The organism is Phytobacter diazotrophicus, assembly GCF_052061655.1.
In the GTDB taxonomy this organism is placed as follows: domain Bacteria; phylum Pseudomonadota; class Gammaproteobacteria; order Enterobacterales; family Enterobacteriaceae; genus Phytobacter; species Phytobacter diazotrophicus.
Window position 1 is genome coordinate 2,584,058 of sequence record NZ_CM125428.1, and the last position, 20,471, is coordinate 2,604,528.

Here is a 20,471-nt window from a genome sequence, read left to right on the forward strand (position 1 = left end):
CTTAGTTTTGTATCGTTATATCGCTATGTACATAGCGAGGGATATTTTTTTGCAAGAAAAGGGCAAGTTTGTCGATATTATTTTGCCGTGCCGAATCGCCAGGCCAGACCAGGTAATAGCCCTCGCCGGAAGCGATCGCCTGCGGGAAGGGGGCGACCAGTAAATGTTGATCCATCGCACTCTGGCTGAGCAGAAGATCGCCAATTGTTACACCATGTCCCCCCATCGCTGCCATCATGCCCTGTTCGAGGGTATCAAACACTTTGCCGCCCGCCAGACTCAACCCACTATACAAACTGCTGTTGTTAAGCCAACGCCGCCAGTCCCGGCGGTCACGTGAGGGGTGAATAAGCTCGCAGGCCGCCAGATTATCACGCGCCTTATCAAGCAAATCAGGAGCGCAAAGGGGGAGCAGCCATTCATCAAACAGTCGCAAACAGCGCGTTCCCGCACCGAAATGTCCATTGCCCAGCAGGATGGCGCAATCGAAAGGCTCTTTGGTGAAATCGACATTGTCGATATCCATCCAGATACTGGACACCTCGACTTCCGGCGTCTCGTTTTGCGCCCGGAAATCTGCCATCACATTTAGTAGCCAGCGCATCGTCAGCGTGGAAGGAGCCTTGAGCCGCAGCTGTACATGGGTACTGCGCAGTTGCCGACATGCATTCTCCAGTTGTGAAAATCCTTGTTGTAACTGTACTGCCAGCATGCGCCCGGCATCAGTAAGCATCACCTTCGGCCCATTACGCTCAAAAAGCTGGCAAGCGAAGTGATCTTCCAGCGTGCGGATATGGCGGCTGACTGCGCCTGGGGTAACATTGAGTAATTCGGCGGCCTGGCTGAATGAGCTGGATTGTGCCGCTACGGTAAAGGCGCGTAAGGCATAGAGATGAGGGATATTTTGTTTCATTGCGATTTATTTACATTGAGTTTTACTCACGATTGAAGCCAGTTTAACTCGTTTTTCATTCGGTGCGCACGCCTTTACCCTGAACAACAAAATAATGTGGGGAAACGCGTTATGGCTGAACTAAATCTTGCGCTCCTGAGCGCGTATGTTATCGCAGTGCTTTTTTTACTCTTAACACCGGGTCCCGTTGTGCTGTTAGTGACCGGGACGGCGGCGCGCGTGGGGTATGCCAGGGCGTTTCTAACCCTTCTGGGAACAAATCTCTCCTCGCTGGTATTGATAACCCTGGCCGTACTCGCTCTCGCCGGAGCGGTATCGCTCGACAAAGGGTATCTGGCGCTGCTGGGCATCGGCGGTTCAGTATTTATTGGCTGGGGGGCGGTGCAGTCATTACGTGAGCTTTGGGCGCAAAGGCCGGTGCAGGAGGGGGGTAAGGCTGTGCTGGCAGGTGGGTTTATGCGCGGATTTTTCACCGGTATTTCCAATCCAAAAGATATCCTCTTTTTTGTCTCATTTTTCCCGCAGTTCATTGCCATTAGCCGCGATTTTACCGCCAGCATTACCACGCTTTGCCTGCTGTGGATCGTGTTCGATTTTGCCGTCATGGCGGGTTATATCGTCGCCATCAAACGTTTTCTCCCTGTCACGCAAAGTCGACGTTTTGCCGCCTGTGCGGCGCTCTTTTTATTGTTACTGGCCGTCTGTGGTGTTGCCTGGAACCTTACGGGCGCGAAATCGCTCTTTATGTGATGAAATGATATTGTCTCTGCCCGAATAATTACAAGATTTGCTAAGATAAGCGCAACGCATTGTGATATTTGGGTGAACCTATTGAAAAAACAAATGATACTCATCGCGCTGATGGCCATTCTGGCGGGGTGTGATGACAACAAAGGACCTGTATCTTTTACGCCGGAGATGGCGAGTTTTTCGAATGAATTCGACTTTGACCCACTGCGCGGTCCAGTAAAAGATTTCAGCCAGACATTACTGAATGAAAAAGGTGAGGTATCGAAGCGCGTCAGCGGCACGATGTCCAAAGAAGGGTGTTTCGATTCACTGGAACTGCATGACCTTGAAAACAACACCGGGGTTTCACTGGTACTGGACGCCAACTATTACCTTGATGCGGACACCCAGGAAAAACGTCTTCGTCTACAGGGGAAATGTCAGTTGGCGGAATTTCCCAGTGCGGGGTTGACGTGGGATACGGATGAGCGCGGCTTTATCTCTTCCGCGCGTGGTAAAGATGTTGAAGTCAACTACCGTTACGATGACGAAGGCTATCCACTGGGCAAATCAACAATCTCGAAAGATATGCATCTGTCGGTTGTCTCGACCCCATCGAATATAAAAGGTAAGAAGCTCGATTATACGTCGGTCAGCACGCTGAATGATAAACCACTGGGTAATGTCAAACAGACCTGCGAGTACGACAAGCATGATAACCCGGTAGCCTGCCAACTGGAGATTGTCGATACGAGCGTGACGCCTTCTGTTGCGAAGAAATACAGCATTAAGAACACCATCGAATACTATTAATGGCATTCACCACCGCGCTTACTGTGCGGTGGGTTTCAGCAATGTCCCGCCGCTGCTTTTATGGTTTTCCAGGTATTGCTGCTGGAAAATACACATGCGGATAGTATTACGGTACTCGCCGTTAATAAAAAATTCGTGAATCAATTCGCCTTCCACCATAAACCCGAGTTTACGGTAGATATGGATGGCTTTCTCGTTCTCTTTATCCACGATCAGATAGAGCTTATAGAGATTTAACACCGTAAAGCCGTAATCCATCGCCAGCTTTGCCGCGCGGGTGGCGAGACCTTTTCCCTGATGCTCTGGCGAGATGATTATCTGGAACTCGGCCCGGCGGTGGACGTGGTTAATCTCAACCAGCTCGACCAGTCCGGCTTTGTCCCCATCACATTCCACCACAAAACGGCGTTCGCTTTGATCGTGAATATGCTTGTCATATAAATCTGACAGCTCGACAAAGGCTTCATACGGTTCTTCGAACCAGTAACGCATGACGCTGGCGTTGTTATCCAGTTGATGCACAAAACGCAGATCTTCACGTTCGAGCGGGCGAAGTTTGACATGGGCAACGTCGGTCATAGGACATCCTTTTTGACGACAGCAAAGACGGGCGTGGGGAAACGCCCGTAGTACGAAAGGGGTTATGGCGTAATCTGACGACCGGTACGGCGGTCAAGGCAACGCAGGGTGTTGGGTTCCCAGTATGCGTTGACGTTAGCGCTTTTGTGGCAATTATCCTGTGCGTCAAAGGCGACGTCAGTTTTATCCCACTCTTTTTCCGCACGTTTGTTAACTTTGTGGCGCAGCGAACGGGTGTCATCCCACTGTTCTTTTTCCATGGCTGCTTGCTGGCGGCTTTGCGCGCTGTCGCCGGATTCAATCACTAACTTATTGGTCTGCGCTGGGGCACTGGCGGTGTACACGATGGCACCCAGCGTCAGCATTGCCGTCAGGCACAGGCGTTTGCTAAGTGAAATGTTCATTGCAATTTCCTTCTTGAGGGGATCTAAAAGCTACAGAGCAATTCTACTCGATTCATCCCTGGGCGGATACCCTACCGGGTGTCCACATATTAGTGGGTTATCCGTTAAGATAGTTCAACCACGACACAATGAAAACGCGAGAGATGATCAAAACAACCCTGCTATTTTTCCTGACTGCCTTATGTGAGATCGTCGGCTGCTTTTTACCGTGGCTGTGGCTGAAACGGGGCGCTACGCCGCTGTTACTGATCCCGGCAGCGTTAGCGCTGGCGTTTTTTGTCTGGCTGCTGACCCTGCATCCTGCCGCCAGCGGGAGAGTCTATGCCGCTTATGGCGGGGTGTATGTCTGCACGGCTTTATTATGGCTGAGGGTGGTAGAAGGTGTGAAACTCAGCCTGTATGACTGGACGGGGGCCGCCATCGCACTTTGCGGCATGCTGATTATCATTGCCGGGTGGGGGCGCGCGTAAGCGCCCGTTTTTTGTGATCGCTCGCAGCTTTTTTGATCGTTATACTTGTATGGTAGTAGCTCAGTTGCGTAAATTCGCCTCATCGCAATAAAGGATGTAAGGAATTTACGTATGAAAAGTGTGGTTATCAGCGAGCCAAATAATCTGGTCATTGAACAGCGTCCATTGCCTGTACCCGCAGCAGGCGAAGTCAGGGTAAAGGTGAAACTCGCCGGAATTTGTGGTTCAGACAGCCATATTTATCGTGGCCATAATCCCTTTGCAAAATACCCGCGCGTTATTGGTCATGAGTTCTTCGGCATTATCGACGCGGTGGGTGAAGGGATTGATAAAAAACGTATCGGTGAGCGTGTTTCGGTTGATCCGGTTATTAGTTGCGGTGAGTGTTATCCCTGTTCAATTGGTAAACCGAATGTTTGTACTTCACTGGGGCTTTGTTGAATAAATCGAACTTTTGCTGAGTTGAAGGATCAGATCACGCATCTTCCCGACAACGCAGACCGTTCCGTGGCAAAGCAAAAGTTCAAAATCACCAACTGGCCCACCTACAATAAAGCCCTCATCAACCGTGGCTCCATAACTTTCTGGCTGGATGATGAAGCTATTCAGGCCTGGTATGAGTCAGCAACACCTTCTTCACGAGGCAGACCTCAGCGCTATTCTGACCTTGCCATCACGACTGTGCTGGTCATTAAACGCGTGTTCAGGTTGACCCTGCGGGCTGCACAGGGTTTTATTGATTCCATTTTTACACTGATGAATGTTCCGTTGCGCTGCCCGGATTACACCAGTGTCAGCAAGCGCGCAAAGTCGGTTAATGTCAGTTTCAAAACGTTCACCCGGGGTGAAATCGCGCATCTGGTGATTGATTCCACCGGGCTGAAGGTCTTTGGTGAAGGCGAATGGAAAGTCAAAAAACACGGCAAAGAACGCCGTCGTATATGGCGAAAGTTGCATCTAGCCGTTGACAGCAACACACATGAAATCATCTGTGCAGACCTGTCGCTGAACAATGTGACGGACTCAGAAGCCTTCCCGGGTCTTATCCGGCAGACTCACAGAAAAATCAGGGCAGCATCGGCAGACGGCGCTTACGACACCCGGCTCTGTCACGATGAACTGCGGCGTAAGAAAATCAGCGCGCTTATCCCTCCCCGAAAAGGTGCGGGTTACTGGCCCGGTGAATATGCAGACCGTAACCGTGCAGTGGCTAATCAGCGAATGACCGGGAGTAATGCGCGGTGGAAATGGACAACAGATTACAACCGTCGCTCGATAGCGGAAACGGCAATGTACCGGGTAAAACAGCTGTTCGGGGGGTCACTGACGCTGCGTGACTACGATGGTCAGGTTGCGGAGGCTATGGCCCTGGTACGAGCGCTGAACAAAATGACGAAAGCAGGTATGCCTGAAAGCGTGCGTATTGCCTGAAAACACAACCCGCTACGGGGGAGACTTACCCGAAATCTGATTTATTCAACAAAGCCCATCCAGGAAGCACTTAACAGCCTCCAAGATGAAATTAGAGATGAGCTGGAAAGATACATTTCACGCGTAAATGAGTTGTTAGAAAAGGCTGATGAAGATGTTAAAAATTTGATGCGCTTAACGAAGGTGATGACAACTGTCGCAAGCCTTCGCTATATGCTTCATAGACTCCGCACCACTGGATTTGAATGTACTATGGATTCCGTTAATGAACAAGAAATGTTAACCACAGCATTTGTTGTCACTTATTCTCGTTTATTTGCTGATGGTAAGGATGTAAGTCGTATATCGGATCGAAAGATTCCCAAGAATCTCAAACCATTTCACAAAGAACTTATCAGCATGAGAAATGAGCGTTATGCTCACAATGGAGAGCATGATTCAGTTAGAAAATCTCCTGAGATAGAATTTGATGGCGCAGAATTTTATATAAAAATAAATTATGAAATTAGTATGCATGTCGGCGGAAGAAATGAATGGGAGGACTTGGTTAAATTTGTTAATGAGTATGTTTACGCCCAAATTTTCAAAATTATCGAGAGATTGAGTGAGAAAACCGGGTGTAAGTGGAATTTTCCTCATGACCTGGCACCAGAATTTATTGGTGAGTCGGAGTAACAGACCTAACGTAATCTATTTTTTCCAGAGAACCGGTGGCCCGGTGTGGCAACGCGCTACTGCTGCCGTTCGCTGAGGCACTTGTGCGTGCAAATCTGCGTGAATTGTGCTTAATGAAAGAGAACTCGGCCTGATATAATCCCAATGTCACGATAATATGGTCTTCTATTTACAAAGGATTAATATATGACTTGTGAAGATGTAAAAAAATCGAATAAGAATGCTATTTATTATATTGGTATTCTGTTCGTTATTATAGGCGTGATAGGCTCTTTATGGGGTAATGTCGGCGGTGGGGCTGTATCAGTATCAGCAGGTTTTATCCTTTTTGTTTTTGGATTGATAGAGATCGATAATATTCATGAGTTTAATTTTTTTAATATTACCTTTAAGTTAAGGGAAAAATTAAATGAGGCAGAAAAGATTGTTAATCAAATGCGTTCTGTTTTGATCCCACTGTGTAGCATATCCATAGCATCCGCATCATTAGAACTTAAAGAACATAAAGGTATAACCCGCAGAAGTCTGTATGAACATGTTGCAGATATTGAAAAGTCACTTATTGAAGTTAAAACCCCAGTTGAAATCATAGAAGATATGAAGGCAGCATATTATAATGCTTTTTTATATTGCATGCTGGAAGATGTTAGGGATTATACCTATAAAATATTTTATCCAATACAGCAAGAATACCAAAGAGAAAAGAATGAGATTTTGTTAAAGTACAAACAGGAATTAAGTAATTATACGGTTCTAGAATCTAGTATCATAGATAAAGAAAAATTTCGTATTTTAGAAGTTGGTTCGATTGGATTAGATGCAATGCAAGTATTAAGGTATCAAGCAAAAGGGGCTAGTCATTTTGAGTCTTATAAAACATATATTTACAGCATTGATGCATTAAATTCCGAAGTCAAAGAAAAAATTGTTGAAGGAATGAAACCAATGCTCCTTGATATTGATGAATATGTAAAAACACATAAAATCAAAAGCCTGGAAGAGTTTTTAAACAAGCAACAAATCCAATAACTGGCATTTATTGGTTCGTTGATTTCTTCTGTACACCTGTTCATAATACCAGTATCAGCCTGAACAACTGACGACCTGTGCGCATTTGAGGGGACTTAAATGCGCGAACACAAGCCACACATCACCTTGTCTCAGATGCAGAAATGCAACTGCGATTTTCTGCATTCAGCGCCTGACCTCTTCGGAGGTGAAGCGTGAACTTTCCTCAAAACGGCATCAAACTCCACCGCGGCAATTTTGCCGCCGTTGGTCAGCAACTCCAGCCGTTCCTTAACGATGGTCAGTGCTACCGCCTCCAGATAAAGCCCTGGCGCGAGAAGCGCAGCATTTCTCAGAACAGCCTCAGCCACATGTGGTACTCCGAAATCAGCAAGTATCTCATCAAATCCGGGCGTACTGACGCGACACCGGAATGGGTTAAACGCAATCTCAAGAAAACCTATCTCGGCTGTACAGAGGTCACCTATACCGACTTCATTACCGGAGAGAAAACCACTCACTGGGAGCCGCGGCATACCTCCGACCTTGATACCGGGGAAATGCACGATTTTCTCTGCAAAGTCGAAGCCTGGTGCGCACAATTCGGCCTGGCTCTGACCATTCCACAGAACTGCGAGTTTCAGCAATTACGCGATAAGCAGGAGGCGTAATGACTGACTTATGCAAAGCCGCTCGCGGACGTGAATGTCAGGTACGCATACCCGGCGTCTGTAACGGCAACGATGAAACCAGCGTTCTGGCGCATATACGACTCGCCGGCTTATGCGGCACAGGTATAAAACCGCCTGACCTCATTGCAACAATCGCATGCTCAGCCTGCTATGACGAAATCGATCGCCGTACCCGGCTGGTCGACGCCGAATATGCGCATGTCTGCGCACTGGAGGGGATGGCCCGCACGCAGGTTATCTGGTTGAAAGAGGGGAAGGTGAGAGCGTGAGAATCGACCATTACATCCAGTACCAGGCCGAAAGCGTAGCGCGGGCGAAACAGCCCGCCGTAAAGCGCCATAGCGAGCCAGTTAAACAGACCACACAGCAAACAGCGGGAGCAGCAGCATGAACCTCGAATCCTTGCCGAAATTCTATTCGCCAAAATCACCGAAGCTCAATGATGAAACTCCGGCGACAAGCAATGATGCTCTATCAATAACCGATGTAATGGCTGCTCAGGGAATGGTGCAGTCAAAAGCCCCCCTGGGTTTCTCGCTGTTCCTGGCTAAGGTTGGAATTAGCGATCCGCAGACAGCTATAGAGGGCTTGATGCGGTACGCACAATCTCTTAGAAATCCCGTACTGATGAAACTCAGCGATAAAGCACGCACCGAAATATTGGCTGTTCTGGTGCAGTTTGCATATGCCGACTATTCCCGGTCTGCGGCCAGCAAATCAATGTGTCCTCACTGTGATGGAAAGGGGATCCTCCGCTCCAAAAAGGATGTTGTTAAGCATCCGGGAGTTAAGGGCGTCGAGCCAAAAATTAAAAATGAACAAGTTGAGGACATCTGTACGCAATGCGATGGAAAGGGCGTTATCAGTACCACCTGTCGCGGATGCAAAGGAAAGGGGACTGTCCTTGATGAGAAACGCACAAAACTGATTGGTGTTCCTGTCATGAAGGTTTGCGGTCGCTGCAATGGAAACCGGTTCAGCCGTGTGCCTACCAGCCTGGCGCGTGTCATTGTGGAAAAGATCGTTCCTGACCTTACGCAGTATCAATGGTACAGCGGATATGCAGAGGTGATAGATAAGCTGGTAACAAAATGCTGGCAGGAAGAAGCGTTCGCGGAGGCACAATTACGGAAGGTCACACGTTAGCACCATTTTTGCGGATTATATCGACACAATACTTGCAATGTTCAAAATAAGTGGTTAGGATTCTTCCAACGATGGGATTTTATACCTGTTCGTAAGCAACAAATTCAGAGCCTCGCATTTCGCGGGGCTTTTTTGTTTCTGGAGTGTGTGAGTCATTTGACAGTCTGGCGGCTGTACAACCTTTAAACTCAGCGATAATTCTGGCAGGTAAACTGCTAATTTAGTGGCTGCGGTCTATTAGTTAATTGAGTTGTTACAGGGGCAGACGTTGAAAAAGTTAATTTCAATTTGCGTTATGTTTATCATCTCAGGATGTTCCAGCATTTCTAATGTGGGGATGAGCGTTGCTCCCAGCCGTGCTTTTCCTGGTTTACATCAATGTGAAAACAAAGAAGAGCAGAGGGATATTGTTTCTGGCAATAAACCTTACTGGGGCTCTGATGATGGGCCGGGAAGTGATTATCAGACTTGCGGCAAAAGAAAGTGATAATTAGCTTCTAATTTTGTGGGGCCTCTATGGAGCAGCGCTGGAATCAGAGTCTGCAGAAACTTCGTTTGAACGTCCCGTATCAGTAAGCGGATTTAACAAATATCAGACTGCGCTTGTGGAAATCGCGCATATCCGTTGACTGCAAGTTGAACGATTGTTTACCCGCTGTCGCATATATTTGATGAAACGATAGCGGGTAGAACGCATGAAAATAACAACAACCACCTTCCTGTTGGCTGGATGCTTCGCAGCAGGTTGCATGCTACATTATTATCTGTACAGACTGATGCTTGCCGATGATGTCAACGTTGGCGGCCAAAGGATTGCAGATGAGAAAATGGATAACCGCGCTGATATTGCTGGCTTGTTTTATTCTGGGATTGGAAATGTATGCAGACATCATCAGCAACCTTGAAGTTGATTTTCGGTTTATGCACAAAAACTAATTCGTTAAACACGCACACATCATGCAATTGCTTGACCTTATGTGAATAAAAAAATTACATTATCCAAGTGGTGAATCCCCCTTTGCGGTGGGGCATTACTGGTAGCCTTTGAGTTTATATGCATGCGGAACGTTGCAGCCAGTCAGCGTTTCACCGGGAGGCACCCGGCGCCACATGATAAAAGTCTTTTCCTGATATTTTGTAGCCTGTTCGTCCGAGCAGGCTTTTTTTTGGTTTTTGGTAGTTACTCATTAATCTGATGAAACAGCCACATATGATTTTCCCCGTCTGAATTGGTTACTAAATTTTCGCTTCGACAAATCTCCAGTCTCAGGGCGCTGGTAAGATATGCAAAGTCAGTTTTACCCCAATTCGAAGTACGGTTAATTTTCAGAATGTCCAAGTCATTAGCATCAGTGTTAACTTCATATTCCACATGGAGGGCTTTGAAAAGATACTTGAATCGCCACGGATAATCTAGACACTTCCGAGCCGTTGATAATACTGGTTTTCATATTCTGTCGGTGACATCTGTTCGCTAGAACCATGCCGACGCTTACTGTTATAAAACATTTCGATGTAATCAAAAATATCACTGCGGGCTTCTTCCCGCGTTCCGTAGATCTTTTTCTTTATCCGTTCACGTTTCAACAACTGGAAAAAACTTTCTGCAACCGCATTATCATGGCAGTTACCGCGACGGCTCATGCTACCCTCCAGGCCGTGTGATTTCAGGAACGACTGCCACTCATGGCTTGTGTACTGACTGCCCTGATCCGAATGAACCAGCACCTGTTTTTCGGGATTACGCCGCCATACAGCCATCAGCAGTGCGTTCAGGACAATGTCCTTTGTCATCCGGGATTGCATGGACCAGCCGATAATTTTGCGTGAGAACAGATCAACAACAACGGCAAGATACAGCCAGCCTTCGTGGGTCCTGATGTAGGTTATGTCCGTTACCCAACGCTCATCAGGAGCATCCGGATTGAACTGTCGCTGGAGCCTGTTGGGTGACACGATACTGGCCTCGCCTTTACGTGCCCGCGGGCTTCGGTATCCGACCTGAGCCTTTATTCCGACACGTTTCATCAGTCTCCAGACTCTGTTTACTCCGCACTGTTGCCCGCTGTCACGCAGATCCAGATGGATTTTGCGATAACCATAGACGCATCCCGACTCCAGCCAGAACTGTTTAATCTGTCCTGTCAGTCTCAGGTCTGCCTGATGGCGTTGTGAATGCGGCTGCTGAAGCCAGGCGTAAAAACCACTGGGATGAACATCCAGCACCCGACAGAGCAGGCGAACAGGCCAGCAACAGGAGTTGTCACGGATAAAGGCGTACCTCAGTCGGACAGCTTTGCGAAGTACGCCGCGGCTTTTTTTAATATGTCCCGTTCGTCGGTAACCCGTTTCAGCTCTTTCTGGAGACGGCGGATCTCGGCCTGAGCATCTGACTGTTCTTTATTAGTGGAAGAATCCGGACCGTACTTCTTTATCCAGGCATAAAGGCTGTGGGTGGTGATATCGAGACGTGTTGCAACGCTGGCAACAGAATAACCGCGATCAACAACCTGTTTGACTGCTTCAGTTTTAAACTCTTCGGGATAACGCTTACCGCTCATGGGCACCTCTCTTTAAGCCATCTTAAATGACTCTGAGGTGTCTGTTAAACCCGTGGCGATTCATGTATCTGTACTGGCATTCATGATGATGCCCGTTCTGTCACGATGGATCCCACATTAAAGGTACAAACTGGTAACCATCATCAGGTTTAACTACATGTCCCATCGAGGGGAATGAAAAATGAAAACCCTGAAGAAGGATCTTATCTTTCACAATCCGGTCATAAAGTTGTCGACGAGTTTTTTCAGCCAAATCAGGATCCATATCTGACCATCCATGCCATTCAGGATGGCGTATAAACAGAGCCGGATGCGTTGTCACGTCCCCCTGAACAATGGCGGTGTGATTTTCAGAACTGATTATAAATGAAGAGTGGCCCGGGGTGTGGCCGGGGGTTGCAATAGACGTTACCCCCGGGGCAACCTCTTCATCGGGTTCGAATTTATGCAGGTTGGTTCCAATTATGCCAAATATATGTCTGGCACGTTCAAAGTTCGTTTTTATTCCTTCTGTGGCGGCATTTTTCATATTGCTGTCACTCATCCAGAACGCATATTCTGCTGCCGGAACATAAATCTGTGAGTCCGGAAATGCTGGCTTATTATCAGCCGTAATTAAGCCTCCGATGTGGTCAGCATGAAAATGCGTAATTAAAACTTTATCAATCTGTTTTGTACTGAATCCTGCTGCCGAAAGGTTCCGGTGGAACTGCCCCCCGATGCCCTTACTTTGTTGAAACGCATTTTCCCCCAGCCCCGTGTCAATCACTACCGTTTGACCTTTTGTTTTAAGGAGCACAGGAGTAAAGGTCAGCGTGATTGTGTCCGGATCTAAAAAATTGTTTGTAAGTTCCGATGCGACAACCTGTGGGCTGGCATTCAAGACAAAGTTATCCCTGCGCGGAAAACTGTTTGAACCATCTGTGATTGAATAAAGCTCTGCCGACCCCAGCGTGTGGCGATAAATGCCGGCATTGGGAGAGTAAGGAGTGGTCCCCGTTTTCGGGTCTTTATTCACTGCGGCGAATGAAGGGATGCCCGTAAGGGATGATATCGCTGCAATTGAGGCGGAACCCGCCAGAAGAGTACGTCGTGAGATGCTGTTCATTTTCTGTACCTGTCCTTTGCCCTGCATTGCGAGGCTTTGTGTTTAACTACGGCAGAAACTGAACTATAAATGAACAGAAAAATGAAATTAAGACATAAACCAGTATAATGGTTATACTGAAAATTAATAAATCCTGAATAATTCATCATGAATAAGATTGATTTAACTGACTTAAATACTTTCATCACTCTTGCTGAGGAGCTCAGTTTTACAAAAGCGTCGGTGCGACTGGAAACATCACAGTCTGCTTTGAGTCATGCCCTTAAACGGCTTGAAATGCGTCTGGGCGTACGGCTTTTTACACGTTCAACCCGCCAGGTTTCCCTGACTCAGGCCGGAGAACAGCTTTATAACACTCTGCAGCCCGCTTTTGAGAGCATCGCTCTGGGTCTCAACGAAGTCGGAGCGTTAAGGGAAAAACCGTCAGGATCTATTCGTATTACTGCTCCGCCCTATGCAGCGAGGCAAATTCTGTTTCCTGTTATCAGGACGTTCAACGAAGATTATCCTGACGTAAAATTTGATATCAGCGTTGATTCCGGATTCAGGGATATCATATCCGAAAGATTTGATGCGGGGGTCCGCCTTGGCGAATTAGTCGCAACGAATATGGTTGCACTTCGCATAAGCCCGGATATGAGAATGTCAGTAGTTGCTTCCCACACGTATATTGAACGCTACGGATTACCGAAACATCCGGCTGAGCTGGCAGCTCATAATTGCATTAATTTCAGACTGCCAACAAATGGAGGAAATTATATCTGGGAGTTTGACGACGGAAGAAAAAAAGTCAACGTAAGAGTTGATGGACAGCTTACTTTCAATGATACCGATCTGATCATTGAGGCAGTAGTACAGGGTGCGGGGATAGCCTGTCTTACCGAAGCCCAGGCCAGAGAGTTAGTGAACGCAGGCAAGCTTGTGCGCATGTTAGAAGAGTGGTGTCAAAGTTTTCCGGGTTACCATATCTTCTATCCAGAGCGGAAAAACAATTCAGCAGCGTTCAGATTATTTATAGAACGCCTGAGAATGAAAAATAATAGCAATTATTCATAAAATGCATCTGACTGGTCCTCATTTCACTTATGTACCAAGCCTTCGTCAGCGGAAAGCAGCCGCGAACTTCCGCTCCTCGCTCATAGCTGACCCAGCACAACATAACGGTAGTTTCTACAACCAACCTGACCTGTTTCATTCAAATCGCTTGACGTTTGTCGCAAGCTTGTAGCCCATATGGCTATGATTACAAAAATCCCCTAAGAACGGATGATATCGGTTAACAGGAAATCCAGCAGCGACCGGGTGGTTGCGGGTAAGTACTTACGCGAGGCATATGCGGCATACACATCCAGTTGGGGTAACTGGTAGTCAGCAAACAAGGCTACCAGTGCCCCGGACTGAATATCCGATGAGCATGCGAAAGCGGGTAAATGTACGATCCCTTTTCCGTTCAGTGCTGCAGAGAGCAGTACCATGGCATCATTTGCAGCAATACTTCCTGAGACCTCCACTTCGATAACAGGCATGTTCGGTTCTTCCGACGGAGGGCAGAAACGCCACGTGTTACCAAAACGGGTGTGATTAAGACAGTTGTGCTGGCGCAAGTCCTCAGGATGACCGGGTACTCCGTAGCGATCGAGATAGGCCGGAGCCGCGCAAACAACAGAAGGGCAGCGGGTCAGCAAACGTGAAATCATGCCCTGTGCGGGTTCACTACCCACAATGATTGCCAGATCGACAGATCCCTCATTCAGGTTTACCGCATGATCCCCTAGCACCATTTCAACTGAAGTTTTTGGAAATAGCTCAACATAGCGTGTGATGGCACCCGCCAGATAAGACTGCCCGAACGATATACTACTGGCCACACGAATCAGCCCCTGAGGTTCGGTGTGTCTGCCTGCTGTGGCCAAATCAATATCTTCATTCAGTGCAATAATTTGTCGGCAATAAGACAGAATATTGCAGCCGTCACTGGTCGGGCCGAGGCAACGGCTGGTTCTGTGTAGCAATCGTACCCGGAGCTCACTTTCGAGCGAAGCAATGTAGCGGGTTGCCATGGCTCGTGAAATCTCCATCCTGTTTGCAGCGGCCGTCAGGCTCCCCAGTTCGACCACATTGATGAAAACCTTCATGGCTGTAAGACGGTCCATATTTCCCCTAACGTCCGTTTTGTGCAACTCATTATTGCTTTTTTAGCGGTATATTCGTTCGAATTAAGCAACTATAGTACAAAGCCTGTTCAATCTACAATGGAATGCAACATGCTGAAAGCCCGCTCTCTTTTACTGACCTTAATCCTCCTGATGACAGGAGGGGCCGTGAACGCTCAGACATCAGAAACCAACGCAGCAGGGGCAACACCTATGGCAGGCTGTGGTCCATCATCAACCATTAATGGTTTGTTCACAGAGTTTGGACGAACCGGAAAAATGCCAGAGAAGTTAGGCAAGTGGCTGAATAACAGTGAAATCCAGTCAATTCCCCCCTTTAAGGTTTTTGATAATGTTTACTATGTCGGAATATGCTGGGTATCGGCCTGGCTACTGAAAACAAGTGACGGCCTGGTTTTAATCGATACGTTGTATGAGCCGTACACCGACAGGCTCCTTGAGAATATCAAAAAACTCGGTTTTGACCCTGCTGATATCAGATTGATTCTGGTAACGCATGGTCATTTTGATCACGCTGGAGGCATTTCTCGCCTCAAGTCCTTGACCAGCGCGAAAGTCGGCATGACCCATGAAGGCTGGATCGAAGCACGTCAGGATGCTCAAAAGTCACAGGGTAAGCCAGGAGCATGGACCATGCCACCTGTTGCCGACCTTGAGATCAAGGATGGCGAAATACTGACCGTGGGAGATACACATATTCAGGCGTTTGCAACACCTGGACATACCTGGGGCACTACATCATATGTTTATGACGTTAAGGATGGTGAACAAACCTATAAAGCCATTACCGTGGGTGGTCTTGGCTTAAACGCAATAGACGGACCAAAGCAGGTTGAGGCTTACATCAGCAGTATTGATCGCATCAAAAAAATGGTGAACGATCCGCGCAATCCGATAAGAGTACACCTCACTGCACACCCTTTCAGCAATGGAATGATTGAAACGGTTGCCCGCCTCAAAGAACGCCAGCCTGGCCAGCCTCATCCTATGGTTGATGCCGGAGGGATTATCAAGCAACTAGACCAGCTTCGTCTCGGTGCCAGTGAACGCCTGAAAGTTGAGCAGGCCAGGACGGCGAAGTAGGCCTGAAAGTTGACACTTATGGTGTGATGTTGTTTGTGCCGCTCAAATGATTACCGGCCCTTGCTCGTATGTTCGGGCCGCATTTTCTGCTGACATCAAGTGTCAGCGCTAAGGTGTAATTGCCAAAAGCATCTTCTATTCCTGTTTTTAATACCTGATGACAACTGAATGAAATTACCCGTCGCGTTCGATTTTCTCTGTAAGGTTAGGTTCTGCAAAGAGCTATGCAAATGGTGGTGATGGGGCATGGATGGGACATGAAAACGCCGCAGGTGATATGCAAAAGAACGAAAGATGCATTTCACACGCGGCAAGTAACTGATAAATCCTCAGGAATTACAGACAATCCCATAGAGGCGTGCAATAACGCTCTAAATTATGGATTTCCAGCTCTATTCATTAGGCGCAGCACTGGTTTTTCATGAAATATTCTTCCCTGAACAATCCGCAGCGATGGCGCTTATTCTTGCGATGGGAACATACGGTGCAGGCTATATCGCACGTATTGTCGGTGCGTTTATTTTCGGCAAAATGGGCGACAGTCTTGGTCGCAAAAAAGTGCTGTTTATTACCATCACCATGATGGGGATCTGCACGACATTAATTGGCGTACTGCCAACCTATGCGCAAATTGGCATATTTGCCCCTGTGTTGCTGGTGACGTTACGTATTATTCAGGGGCTGGGTGCCGGTGCGGAAATTTCCGGAGCGGGGACCATGCTGGCAGAGTATGCGCCAAAAGGGAAGCGAGGCATTATCTCTTCGCTGGTGGCGATGGGCACTAACTGCGGTACGCTGAGCGCAACGGCTATCTGGGCGGTGATGTTCTTTGCTCTCGACAGAGAAGAACTGCTGGCATGGGGATGGCGTATTCCGTTCCTGGCGAGTGTTGTGGTCATGATCTTTGCTATCTGGCTGCGAATGAACCTCAAAGAAAGCCCGGTATTTGAGAAAGTTAACGAAGGCGAACACGCACCTGCGCAGAGTAAGTCATCAGAAAGTTCGCTGGGGGCGATGTTTACGAGCAAATCGTTTTGGCTGGCGACCGGCTTACGTTTCGGCCAGGCTGGTAACTCGGGTCTGATTCAAACTTTCCTTGCCGGGTATCTGGTGCAGACGCTGATGTTCAATAAATCTATCCCTACGGATGCGTTGATGATCAGCTCCATCATTGGTTTTGTCACCATTCCGTTGCTGGGCTGGCTGTCGGACAAATTTGGTCGCCGTTTGCCTTACATTCTGTTGAATATCTCGGCGATCATTCTGGCGTATCCGATGCTGTCGATTGTTGTGGATAAGAGCTACAGTCCGGGCGTCATCATGACGGCGTTGATTGTTATCCATAACTTTGCCGTACTGGGGCTGTTCGCACTGGAAAATATCACCATGGCTGAAATCTTCGGTTCGCGTAATCGCTTTACCCGGATGGCGATATCCAAAGAGGCGGGTGGTCTGGTGGCGGTAGGCTTTGGCCCGGTTCTGGCGGGGATCTTCTGCAACATGACCGGTTCCTGGCTGCCGATTCTGGCGATGGTCATTGTCTATTCACTGATTGGCCTGGTGTCGGCGATTCTGATGCCAGAAGTCAAAGACCGCGATCTTAGCATCCTGGAAGATGCTGCCGAAGTGCAGGGGCGGAATCAGGCGGTTAGTTCTATTCATCAGGCGAATTAATGTGCCTGCCCGGTAGTCATAGTTGCCGCTTAGGTGGCGTCAGGTAAAACGTCATGTCGTTAAGAGACATGCTTTAGGGTTACCAGGGCCGCACCAGTGAGAGCTGGCGCGGCCTTGCGTCGTTTGGTGCGCGTAAAATCCAGGCGCTTTTTTTGTGATCACGGATCGGTTTCTTGTCTTTTATACTTGTATGGTAGTATGCGTAAAGATAAATTTCTTGCATCACAATGAAGGTGTAAGGAACGAAAAATGAAGATTGTTGGGGCCGAGGTTTTTGTCACCTGTCCGGGGCGTAACTTCGTTACATTAAAAATCACCACCGATGAAGGCATTGTTGGACTAGGTGATGCCACCCTCAATGGTCGCGAACTCTCCGTGGCCTCATATCTGAAAGATCATCTTTGCCCACAGTTAATCGGGCGCGATGCACACCGCATTGAAGATATCTGGCAGTTTTTCTATAAAGGCGCGTACTGGCGTCGTGGCCCGGTCACGATGTCGGCGATATCCGCGATAGACATGGCGCTGTGGGACATCAAAGCTAAAGCCGCCAACATGCCGTTGTATCAGTTGTTGGGCGGCGCTTCCCGCGATGGGGTGATGGTCTATTGCCACACAACGGGTCACACCATTGATGATGTGCTGGAAGATTACGCGCGGCACAAAGAGATGGGCTTTAAAGCGATTCGCGTGCAGTGCGGCGTACCGGGAATGAAAACCACCTACGGCATGGCGAAAGGTAAAGGGCTCGCCTACGAACCGGCAACCAAAGGTTTGTGGCCGGAAGAGCAACTGTGGTCCACCGAGAAATACCTCGATTTTACCCCCAAACTGTTCGACGCCGTGCGCAGCAAATTCGGCTTCCACGAACATCTGCTGCATGACATGCATCATCGTCTGACGCCAATTGAGGCCGCGCGCTTTGGTAAAAGCATTGAAGCGTTCCGTATGTTCTGGATGGAGGACCCGACGCCGGCTGAAAATCAGGCGTGCTTCCGTCTGATTCGCCAGCATACCGTCACGCCGATTGCGGTGGGTGAGGTGTTTAACAGTATCTGGGACTGCAAACAACTTATTGAAGAGCAGCTTATCGATTATATCCGTACCACGATTACCCATGCGGGTGGGATAACAGGTATGCGTCGTATCGCTGATTTCGCTTCACTCTACCAGGTCCGTACCGGTTCGCACGGTCCGTCCGATCTCTCGCCGATCTGCCATGCTGCGGCGCTGCATTTTGACCTGTGGGTACCGAATTTCGGTGTCCAGGAGTACATGGGATATTCAGAGCAAATGCTCGAAGTTTTCCCACATAGCTGGCGCTTTGATAACGGTTATATGCATCCAGGCGACAAACCAGGCCTTGGCATCGAGTTTGATGAAAAACTGGCGGCAAAATACCCCTACGATCCAGCGTGTCTGCCGGTCGCCCGGCTGGAAGATGGCACGTTGTGGAACTGGTAGTTAACACGTTGATAAGGATGTTGCCCAAATAACAAGCTTCTTACTCGGGAATACGATTATGGTAAGTTCAGTGGATATCAAAAACGCAACAGATAACACACCTGTTATCAAACGTGTCGCCACCGCGTCGGCCATCGGTACTGCGGCGGAATATTATGATTTCTTCGCTTACGGTACGGCCGCTGTTCTGTTTTTTGGTCACCTTTTTTTCCCCAGTACCGATCCTCTTATCAGTACCCTGGCCGCATTTGCCACCTATGCTGTGGGCTTTTTAGCCCGTCCGTTAGGCGGCATCGTCTTTGGTCACATCGGCGATAAAGTCGGGCGTAAAAAAGCACTGGTTATCACAATTTTAATCGTCGGGCTGGGAACGTTCTGCATCGGCTTATTACCAACCTATGAAAAAATCGGTATCTGGGCGCCGGTATTACTCATCCTGATCCGCGTCTTACAAGGTTTTGGCGTAGGAGGTGAGCAGGCGGGGGCGGTATTAATGACCGCCGAATACTCTGTGCCGGCGCGCAGGGGCTTCTTTGCGAGCTGGGTACAAATTGGTGCACCGGCTGGCTTCCTGTTGCCAATGGCTCTCTTTGCCTTACTCAACGGCGTTCTCTCGCCAGAGGCGATGATGGATTACGGCTGGCGCATTCCTTTTCTGCTGAGCGCATTGTTGGTCATCGTTGGCCTGTTTATTCGCTTACGTATTGATGAGTCGCCGGTGTTTGCCAAAATCCGCGAAACCAAAGCGGTTGAATCCCGTCCGGTTGTCGAGGTTATCCGTCATTATCCGGGGATTGTGGTGAAAGGGGTGTGCGCGAAATTAATCGAAGCCTGTACCTTCGCCATGTTTACCGTGATTGTGCTGGCCTACGGTAAAGCGAATAACTTAAGCGCCAATATCCTGATGGATGCCATGATCGTCGCCGTACTGTTGGAAATTATTGCCATCCCGGCGATGGGGGCATTAAGCGACAAAATTGGCCGTAAACCGGTTTACATCGCCGGGGCTTTATTGCAGGTGCTTGCCATTGTTCCGTTCTTCCTCGCCATCAATCAGGACAGTTACTGGCTGACGCAGATAGCGATGGTCATGGTTATTACCTTTGGCCACAGCATGTGTTACGCACCCCAGGCATCATTCTTCCCGGAATTATTCCCGACGCATATCCGTTGCAGCGGTATCGCTCTGATCTGGCAGGTCGGATCGCTGATCGGTAGCGGTGTTCTGGGGCTGGTAGCGGTGAAAATCCTGCAAATGACCGGTGGGCATTATTACGGTATGGCAGCGTATGTCATCGTATTAGGTGTGATTTCGGTGATTGGCCTGGCGCTAATGCCTGAGACCGCGCCGCGCCAACGCCAGGGTGAGTACCAACAGTGGGGACAACACTGATAATAAAAACCAGACTTACGACTCTTTTCTTGCCCCCTCTCTGGGAGGGGGATGAATTCAGTAAAAACAAACTGCAAAACCTCATCCTTCTTGTATGGTAGTTGACTTGAATCAAAGATGTCATACCAATCAAATGAGATGGTTTACAGCATGA

21 protein-coding genes and 2 pseudogenes are annotated in these 20,471 nt (G+C 48.4%); 17 read left to right on the forward strand and 6 right to left on the reverse strand.

Annotation, left to right across the window (positions count from 1 at the left end):
- Position 1 precedes the first annotated feature (1 nt).
- The gene (locus ACS0RQ_RS12675; RefSeq protein WP_271850580.1) at positions 2 to 913 is read right to left on the reverse strand and encodes a LysR family transcriptional regulator; all 912 of its coding nucleotides are present in this window, start codon (positions 911 to 913) and stop codon (positions 2 to 4) included.
- Positions 914 to 1,024: 111 nt separating this feature from the next.
- Here ACS0RQ_RS12675 and ACS0RQ_RS12680 point away from each other — a divergent pair, with 111 nt between their 5' ends.
- Positions 1,025 to 1,663 carry a LysE family translocator gene (locus ACS0RQ_RS12680; protein ID WP_271850579.1) on the forward strand — a complete coding sequence of 213 codons (639 nt, stop codon included), beginning with the start codon at positions 1,025 to 1,027 and terminating at the stop codon, positions 1,661 to 1,663.
- Between the two features lie 93 nt (positions 1,664 to 1,756).
- On the forward strand, positions 1,757 to 2,455 hold the full coding sequence (locus ACS0RQ_RS12685) for a YnfC family lipoprotein (RefSeq protein WP_271850578.1): 699 nt from the start codon (positions 1,757 to 1,759) through the stop codon (positions 2,453 to 2,455).
- Positions 2,456 to 2,473: 18 nt separating this feature from the next.
- On the opposite strand, the gene speG is transcribed toward ACS0RQ_RS12685, so the two are convergent.
- Together speG and ACS0RQ_RS12695 are read right to left on the reverse strand one after the other, a co-directional pair.
- On the reverse strand, positions 2,474 to 3,034 hold the full coding sequence (gene speG / locus ACS0RQ_RS12690) for a spermidine N1-acetyltransferase (protein WP_071194299.1): 561 nt from the start codon (positions 3,032 to 3,034) through the stop codon (positions 2,474 to 2,476).
- 62 nt (positions 3,035 to 3,096) lie between these two features.
- Positions 3,097 to 3,438: a DUF1283 family protein gene (locus ACS0RQ_RS12695; RefSeq protein WP_271850577.1), complete on the reverse strand. Its 342-nt coding sequence runs from the start codon at positions 3,436 to 3,438 to the stop codon at positions 3,097 to 3,099.
- Positions 3,439 to 3,581: 143 nt separating this feature from the next.
- On the opposite strand from ACS0RQ_RS12695, the gene ACS0RQ_RS12700 reads away from it, so the two are divergent.
- The 10 genes and pseudogenes from ACS0RQ_RS12700 (at position 3,582) to ACS0RQ_RS12745 (ending at position 9,765) form a co-directional block, all read left to right on the forward strand.
- On the forward strand, positions 3,582 to 3,908 hold the full coding sequence (locus ACS0RQ_RS12700) for a YnfA family protein (protein ID WP_271850575.1): 327 nt from the start codon (positions 3,582 to 3,584) through the stop codon (positions 3,906 to 3,908).
- A 111-nt stretch (positions 3,909 to 4,019) separates the two neighbouring features.
- Positions 4,020 to 4,337, forward strand: a pseudogene (locus ACS0RQ_RS12705) (alcohol dehydrogenase catalytic domain-containing protein); the annotation flags it as partial.
- Positions 4,338 to 4,370: 33 nt separating this feature from the next.
- The gene (locus ACS0RQ_RS12710; RefSeq protein WP_023279773.1) at positions 4,371 to 5,339 is read left to right on the forward strand and encodes an IS5 family transposase; all 969 of its coding nucleotides are present in this window, start codon (positions 4,371 to 4,373) and stop codon (positions 5,337 to 5,339) included.
- 132 nt (positions 5,340 to 5,471) lie between these two features.
- A complete protein-coding gene (locus ACS0RQ_RS12715) occupies positions 5,472 to 6,014 on the forward strand; it encodes a hypothetical protein (protein ID WP_334634811.1) in 543 nt (180 codons plus the stop codon).
- A 186-nt stretch (positions 6,015 to 6,200) separates the two neighbouring features.
- On the forward strand, positions 6,201 to 7,043 hold the full coding sequence (locus tag ACS0RQ_RS12720) for a hypothetical protein (RefSeq protein ID WP_334634809.1): 843 nt from the start codon (positions 6,201 to 6,203) through the stop codon (positions 7,041 to 7,043).
- Between the two features lie 194 nt (positions 7,044 to 7,237).
- A complete protein-coding gene (locus ACS0RQ_RS12725; protein WP_334634807.1) occupies positions 7,238 to 7,693 on the forward strand; it encodes a YbcN family protein in 456 nt (151 codons plus the stop codon).
- Entirely contained in the window at positions 7,693 to 7,983 is a 291-nt protein-coding gene (locus tag ACS0RQ_RS12730; RefSeq protein WP_334634804.1) for a DUF1364 domain-containing protein, read from the forward strand. Before ACS0RQ_RS12725 ends, ACS0RQ_RS12730 begins: the two co-directional genes overlap by 1 nt.
- A 118-nt stretch (positions 7,984 to 8,101) precedes the next feature.
- Positions 8,102 to 8,860, forward strand: coding sequence for an antitermination protein (locus tag ACS0RQ_RS12735; protein WP_334634802.1), 759 nt, complete (start codon positions 8,102 to 8,104; stop codon positions 8,858 to 8,860).
- A 268-nt stretch (positions 8,861 to 9,128) separates the two neighbouring features.
- Positions 9,129 to 9,347 carry a hypothetical protein gene (locus ACS0RQ_RS12740; RefSeq protein WP_334634800.1) on the forward strand — a complete coding sequence of 73 codons (219 nt, stop codon included), beginning with the start codon at positions 9,129 to 9,131 and terminating at the stop codon, positions 9,345 to 9,347.
- A gap of 208 nt (positions 9,348 to 9,555) precedes the next feature.
- Positions 9,556 to 9,765 (forward strand): hypothetical protein, encoded by a 210-nt coding sequence (locus tag ACS0RQ_RS12745; RefSeq protein ID WP_334634798.1) that lies wholly within the window; start codon positions 9,556 to 9,558, stop codon positions 9,763 to 9,765.
- A 508-nt stretch (positions 9,766 to 10,273) separates the two neighbouring features.
- On the opposite strand, the gene ACS0RQ_RS12750 is transcribed toward ACS0RQ_RS12745, so the two are convergent.
- Together ACS0RQ_RS12750 and ACS0RQ_RS12755 are read right to left on the reverse strand one after the other, a co-directional pair.
- Positions 10,274 to 11,421 (reverse strand): IS3 family transposase gene (locus tag ACS0RQ_RS12750; RefSeq protein ID WP_085949497.1). Its coding sequence is split into 2 segments (ribosomal slippage): positions 10,274 to 11,184 and positions 11,184 to 11,421, totalling 1,149 coding nucleotides; the frame shifts between segments, so codons are not numbered across the junction.
- Positions 11,422 to 11,521: 100 nt separating this feature from the next.
- Positions 11,522 to 12,529 carry an MBL fold metallo-hydrolase gene (locus tag ACS0RQ_RS12755; protein WP_334633327.1) on the reverse strand — a complete coding sequence of 336 codons (1,008 nt, stop codon included), beginning with the start codon at positions 12,527 to 12,529 and terminating at the stop codon, positions 11,522 to 11,524.
- A gap of 147 nt (positions 12,530 to 12,676) precedes the next feature.
- Here ACS0RQ_RS12755 and ACS0RQ_RS12760 point away from each other — a divergent pair, with 147 nt between their 5' ends.
- Positions 12,677 to 13,585 (forward strand): LysR family transcriptional regulator, encoded by a 909-nt coding sequence (locus tag ACS0RQ_RS12760; protein ID WP_334633325.1) that lies wholly within the window; start codon positions 12,677 to 12,679, stop codon positions 13,583 to 13,585.
- Between the two features lie 200 nt (positions 13,586 to 13,785).
- On the opposite strand, the gene ACS0RQ_RS12765 is transcribed toward ACS0RQ_RS12760, so the two are convergent.
- Positions 13,786 to 14,682 carry a LysR family transcriptional regulator gene (locus ACS0RQ_RS12765; protein ID WP_334633323.1) on the reverse strand — a complete coding sequence of 299 codons (897 nt, stop codon included), beginning with the start codon at positions 14,680 to 14,682 and terminating at the stop codon, positions 13,786 to 13,788.
- Between the two features lie 111 nt (positions 14,683 to 14,793).
- Between ACS0RQ_RS12765 and blaCAR the strand changes: the two genes are divergently transcribed.
- From blaCAR to ACS0RQ_RS12785, 4 genes and pseudogenes are all read left to right on the forward strand, one after another.
- A complete protein-coding gene (gene blaCAR / locus ACS0RQ_RS12770; protein ID WP_420488906.1) occupies positions 14,794 to 15,786 on the forward strand; it encodes a CAR family subclass B3 metallo-beta-lactamase in 993 nt (330 codons plus the stop codon).
- A gap of 378 nt (positions 15,787 to 16,164) precedes the next feature.
- Positions 16,165 to 17,460: pseudogene (locus ACS0RQ_RS12775) on the forward strand (MFS transporter); the annotation flags it as partial.
- 249 nt (positions 17,461 to 17,709) lie between these two features.
- Positions 17,710 to 18,924: a D-mannonate dehydratase ManD gene (gene manD, locus ACS0RQ_RS12780; RefSeq protein ID WP_271850572.1), complete on the forward strand. Its 1,215-nt coding sequence runs from the start codon at positions 17,710 to 17,712 to the stop codon at positions 18,922 to 18,924.
- 58 nt (positions 18,925 to 18,982) lie between these two features.
- Positions 18,983 to 20,317, forward strand: coding sequence for an MFS transporter (locus ACS0RQ_RS12785; RefSeq protein WP_271850571.1), 1,335 nt, complete (start codon positions 18,983 to 18,985; stop codon positions 20,315 to 20,317).
- Positions 20,318 to 20,471: the final 154 nt, after the last annotated feature.

Bases quoted from the DNA above. Each gene is read 5' to 3' on its own strand.
- ACS0RQ_RS12745 (WP_334634798.1), top strand. From the start codon at position 9,556: ATGAAAATAACAACAACCACCTTCCTGTTGGCTGGATGCTTCGCAGCA.
- speG (WP_071194299.1), bottom strand. From the start codon at position 3,034: ATGACCGACGTTGCCCATGTCAAACTTCGCCCGCTCGAACGTGAAGAT.
- ACS0RQ_RS12700 (WP_271850575.1), top strand. From the start codon at position 3,582: ATGATCAAAACAACCCTGCTATTTTTCCTGACTGCCTTATGTGAGATC.
- ACS0RQ_RS12720 (WP_334634809.1), top strand. From the start codon at position 6,201: ATGACTTGTGAAGATGTAAAAAAATCGAATAAGAATGCTATTTATTAT.
- ACS0RQ_RS12785 (WP_271850571.1), top strand. From the start codon at position 18,983: ATGGTAAGTTCAGTGGATATCAAAAACGCAACAGATAACACACCTGTT.
- ACS0RQ_RS12695 (WP_271850577.1), bottom strand. From the start codon at position 3,438: ATGAACATTTCACTTAGCAAACGCCTGTGCCTGACGGCAATGCTGACG.
- ACS0RQ_RS12760 (WP_334633325.1), top strand. From the start codon at position 12,677: ATGAATAAGATTGATTTAACTGACTTAAATACTTTCATCACTCTTGCT.
- ACS0RQ_RS12675 (WP_271850580.1), bottom strand. From the start codon at position 913: ATGAAACAAAATATCCCTCATCTCTATGCCTTACGCGCCTTTACCGTA.
- ACS0RQ_RS12735 (WP_334634802.1), top strand. From the start codon at position 8,102: ATGAACCTCGAATCCTTGCCGAAATTCTATTCGCCAAAATCACCGAAG.
- ACS0RQ_RS12685 (WP_271850578.1), top strand. From the start codon at position 1,757: ATGATACTCATCGCGCTGATGGCCATTCTGGCGGGGTGTGATGACAAC.
- blaCAR (WP_420488906.1), top strand. From the start codon at position 14,794: ATGCTGAAAGCCCGCTCTCTTTTACTGACCTTAATCCTCCTGATGACA.
- ACS0RQ_RS12730 (WP_334634804.1), top strand. From the start codon at position 7,693: ATGACTGACTTATGCAAAGCCGCTCGCGGACGTGAATGTCAGGTACGC.
- ACS0RQ_RS12765 (WP_334633323.1), bottom strand. From the start codon at position 14,682: ATGGACCGTCTTACAGCCATGAAGGTTTTCATCAATGTGGTCGAACTG.
- manD (WP_271850572.1), top strand. From the start codon at position 17,710: ATGAAGATTGTTGGGGCCGAGGTTTTTGTCACCTGTCCGGGGCGTAAC.
- ACS0RQ_RS12755 (WP_334633327.1), bottom strand. From the start codon at position 12,529: ATGAACAGCATCTCACGACGTACTCTTCTGGCGGGTTCCGCCTCAATT.
- ACS0RQ_RS12680 (WP_271850579.1), top strand. From the start codon at position 1,025: ATGGCTGAACTAAATCTTGCGCTCCTGAGCGCGTATGTTATCGCAGTG.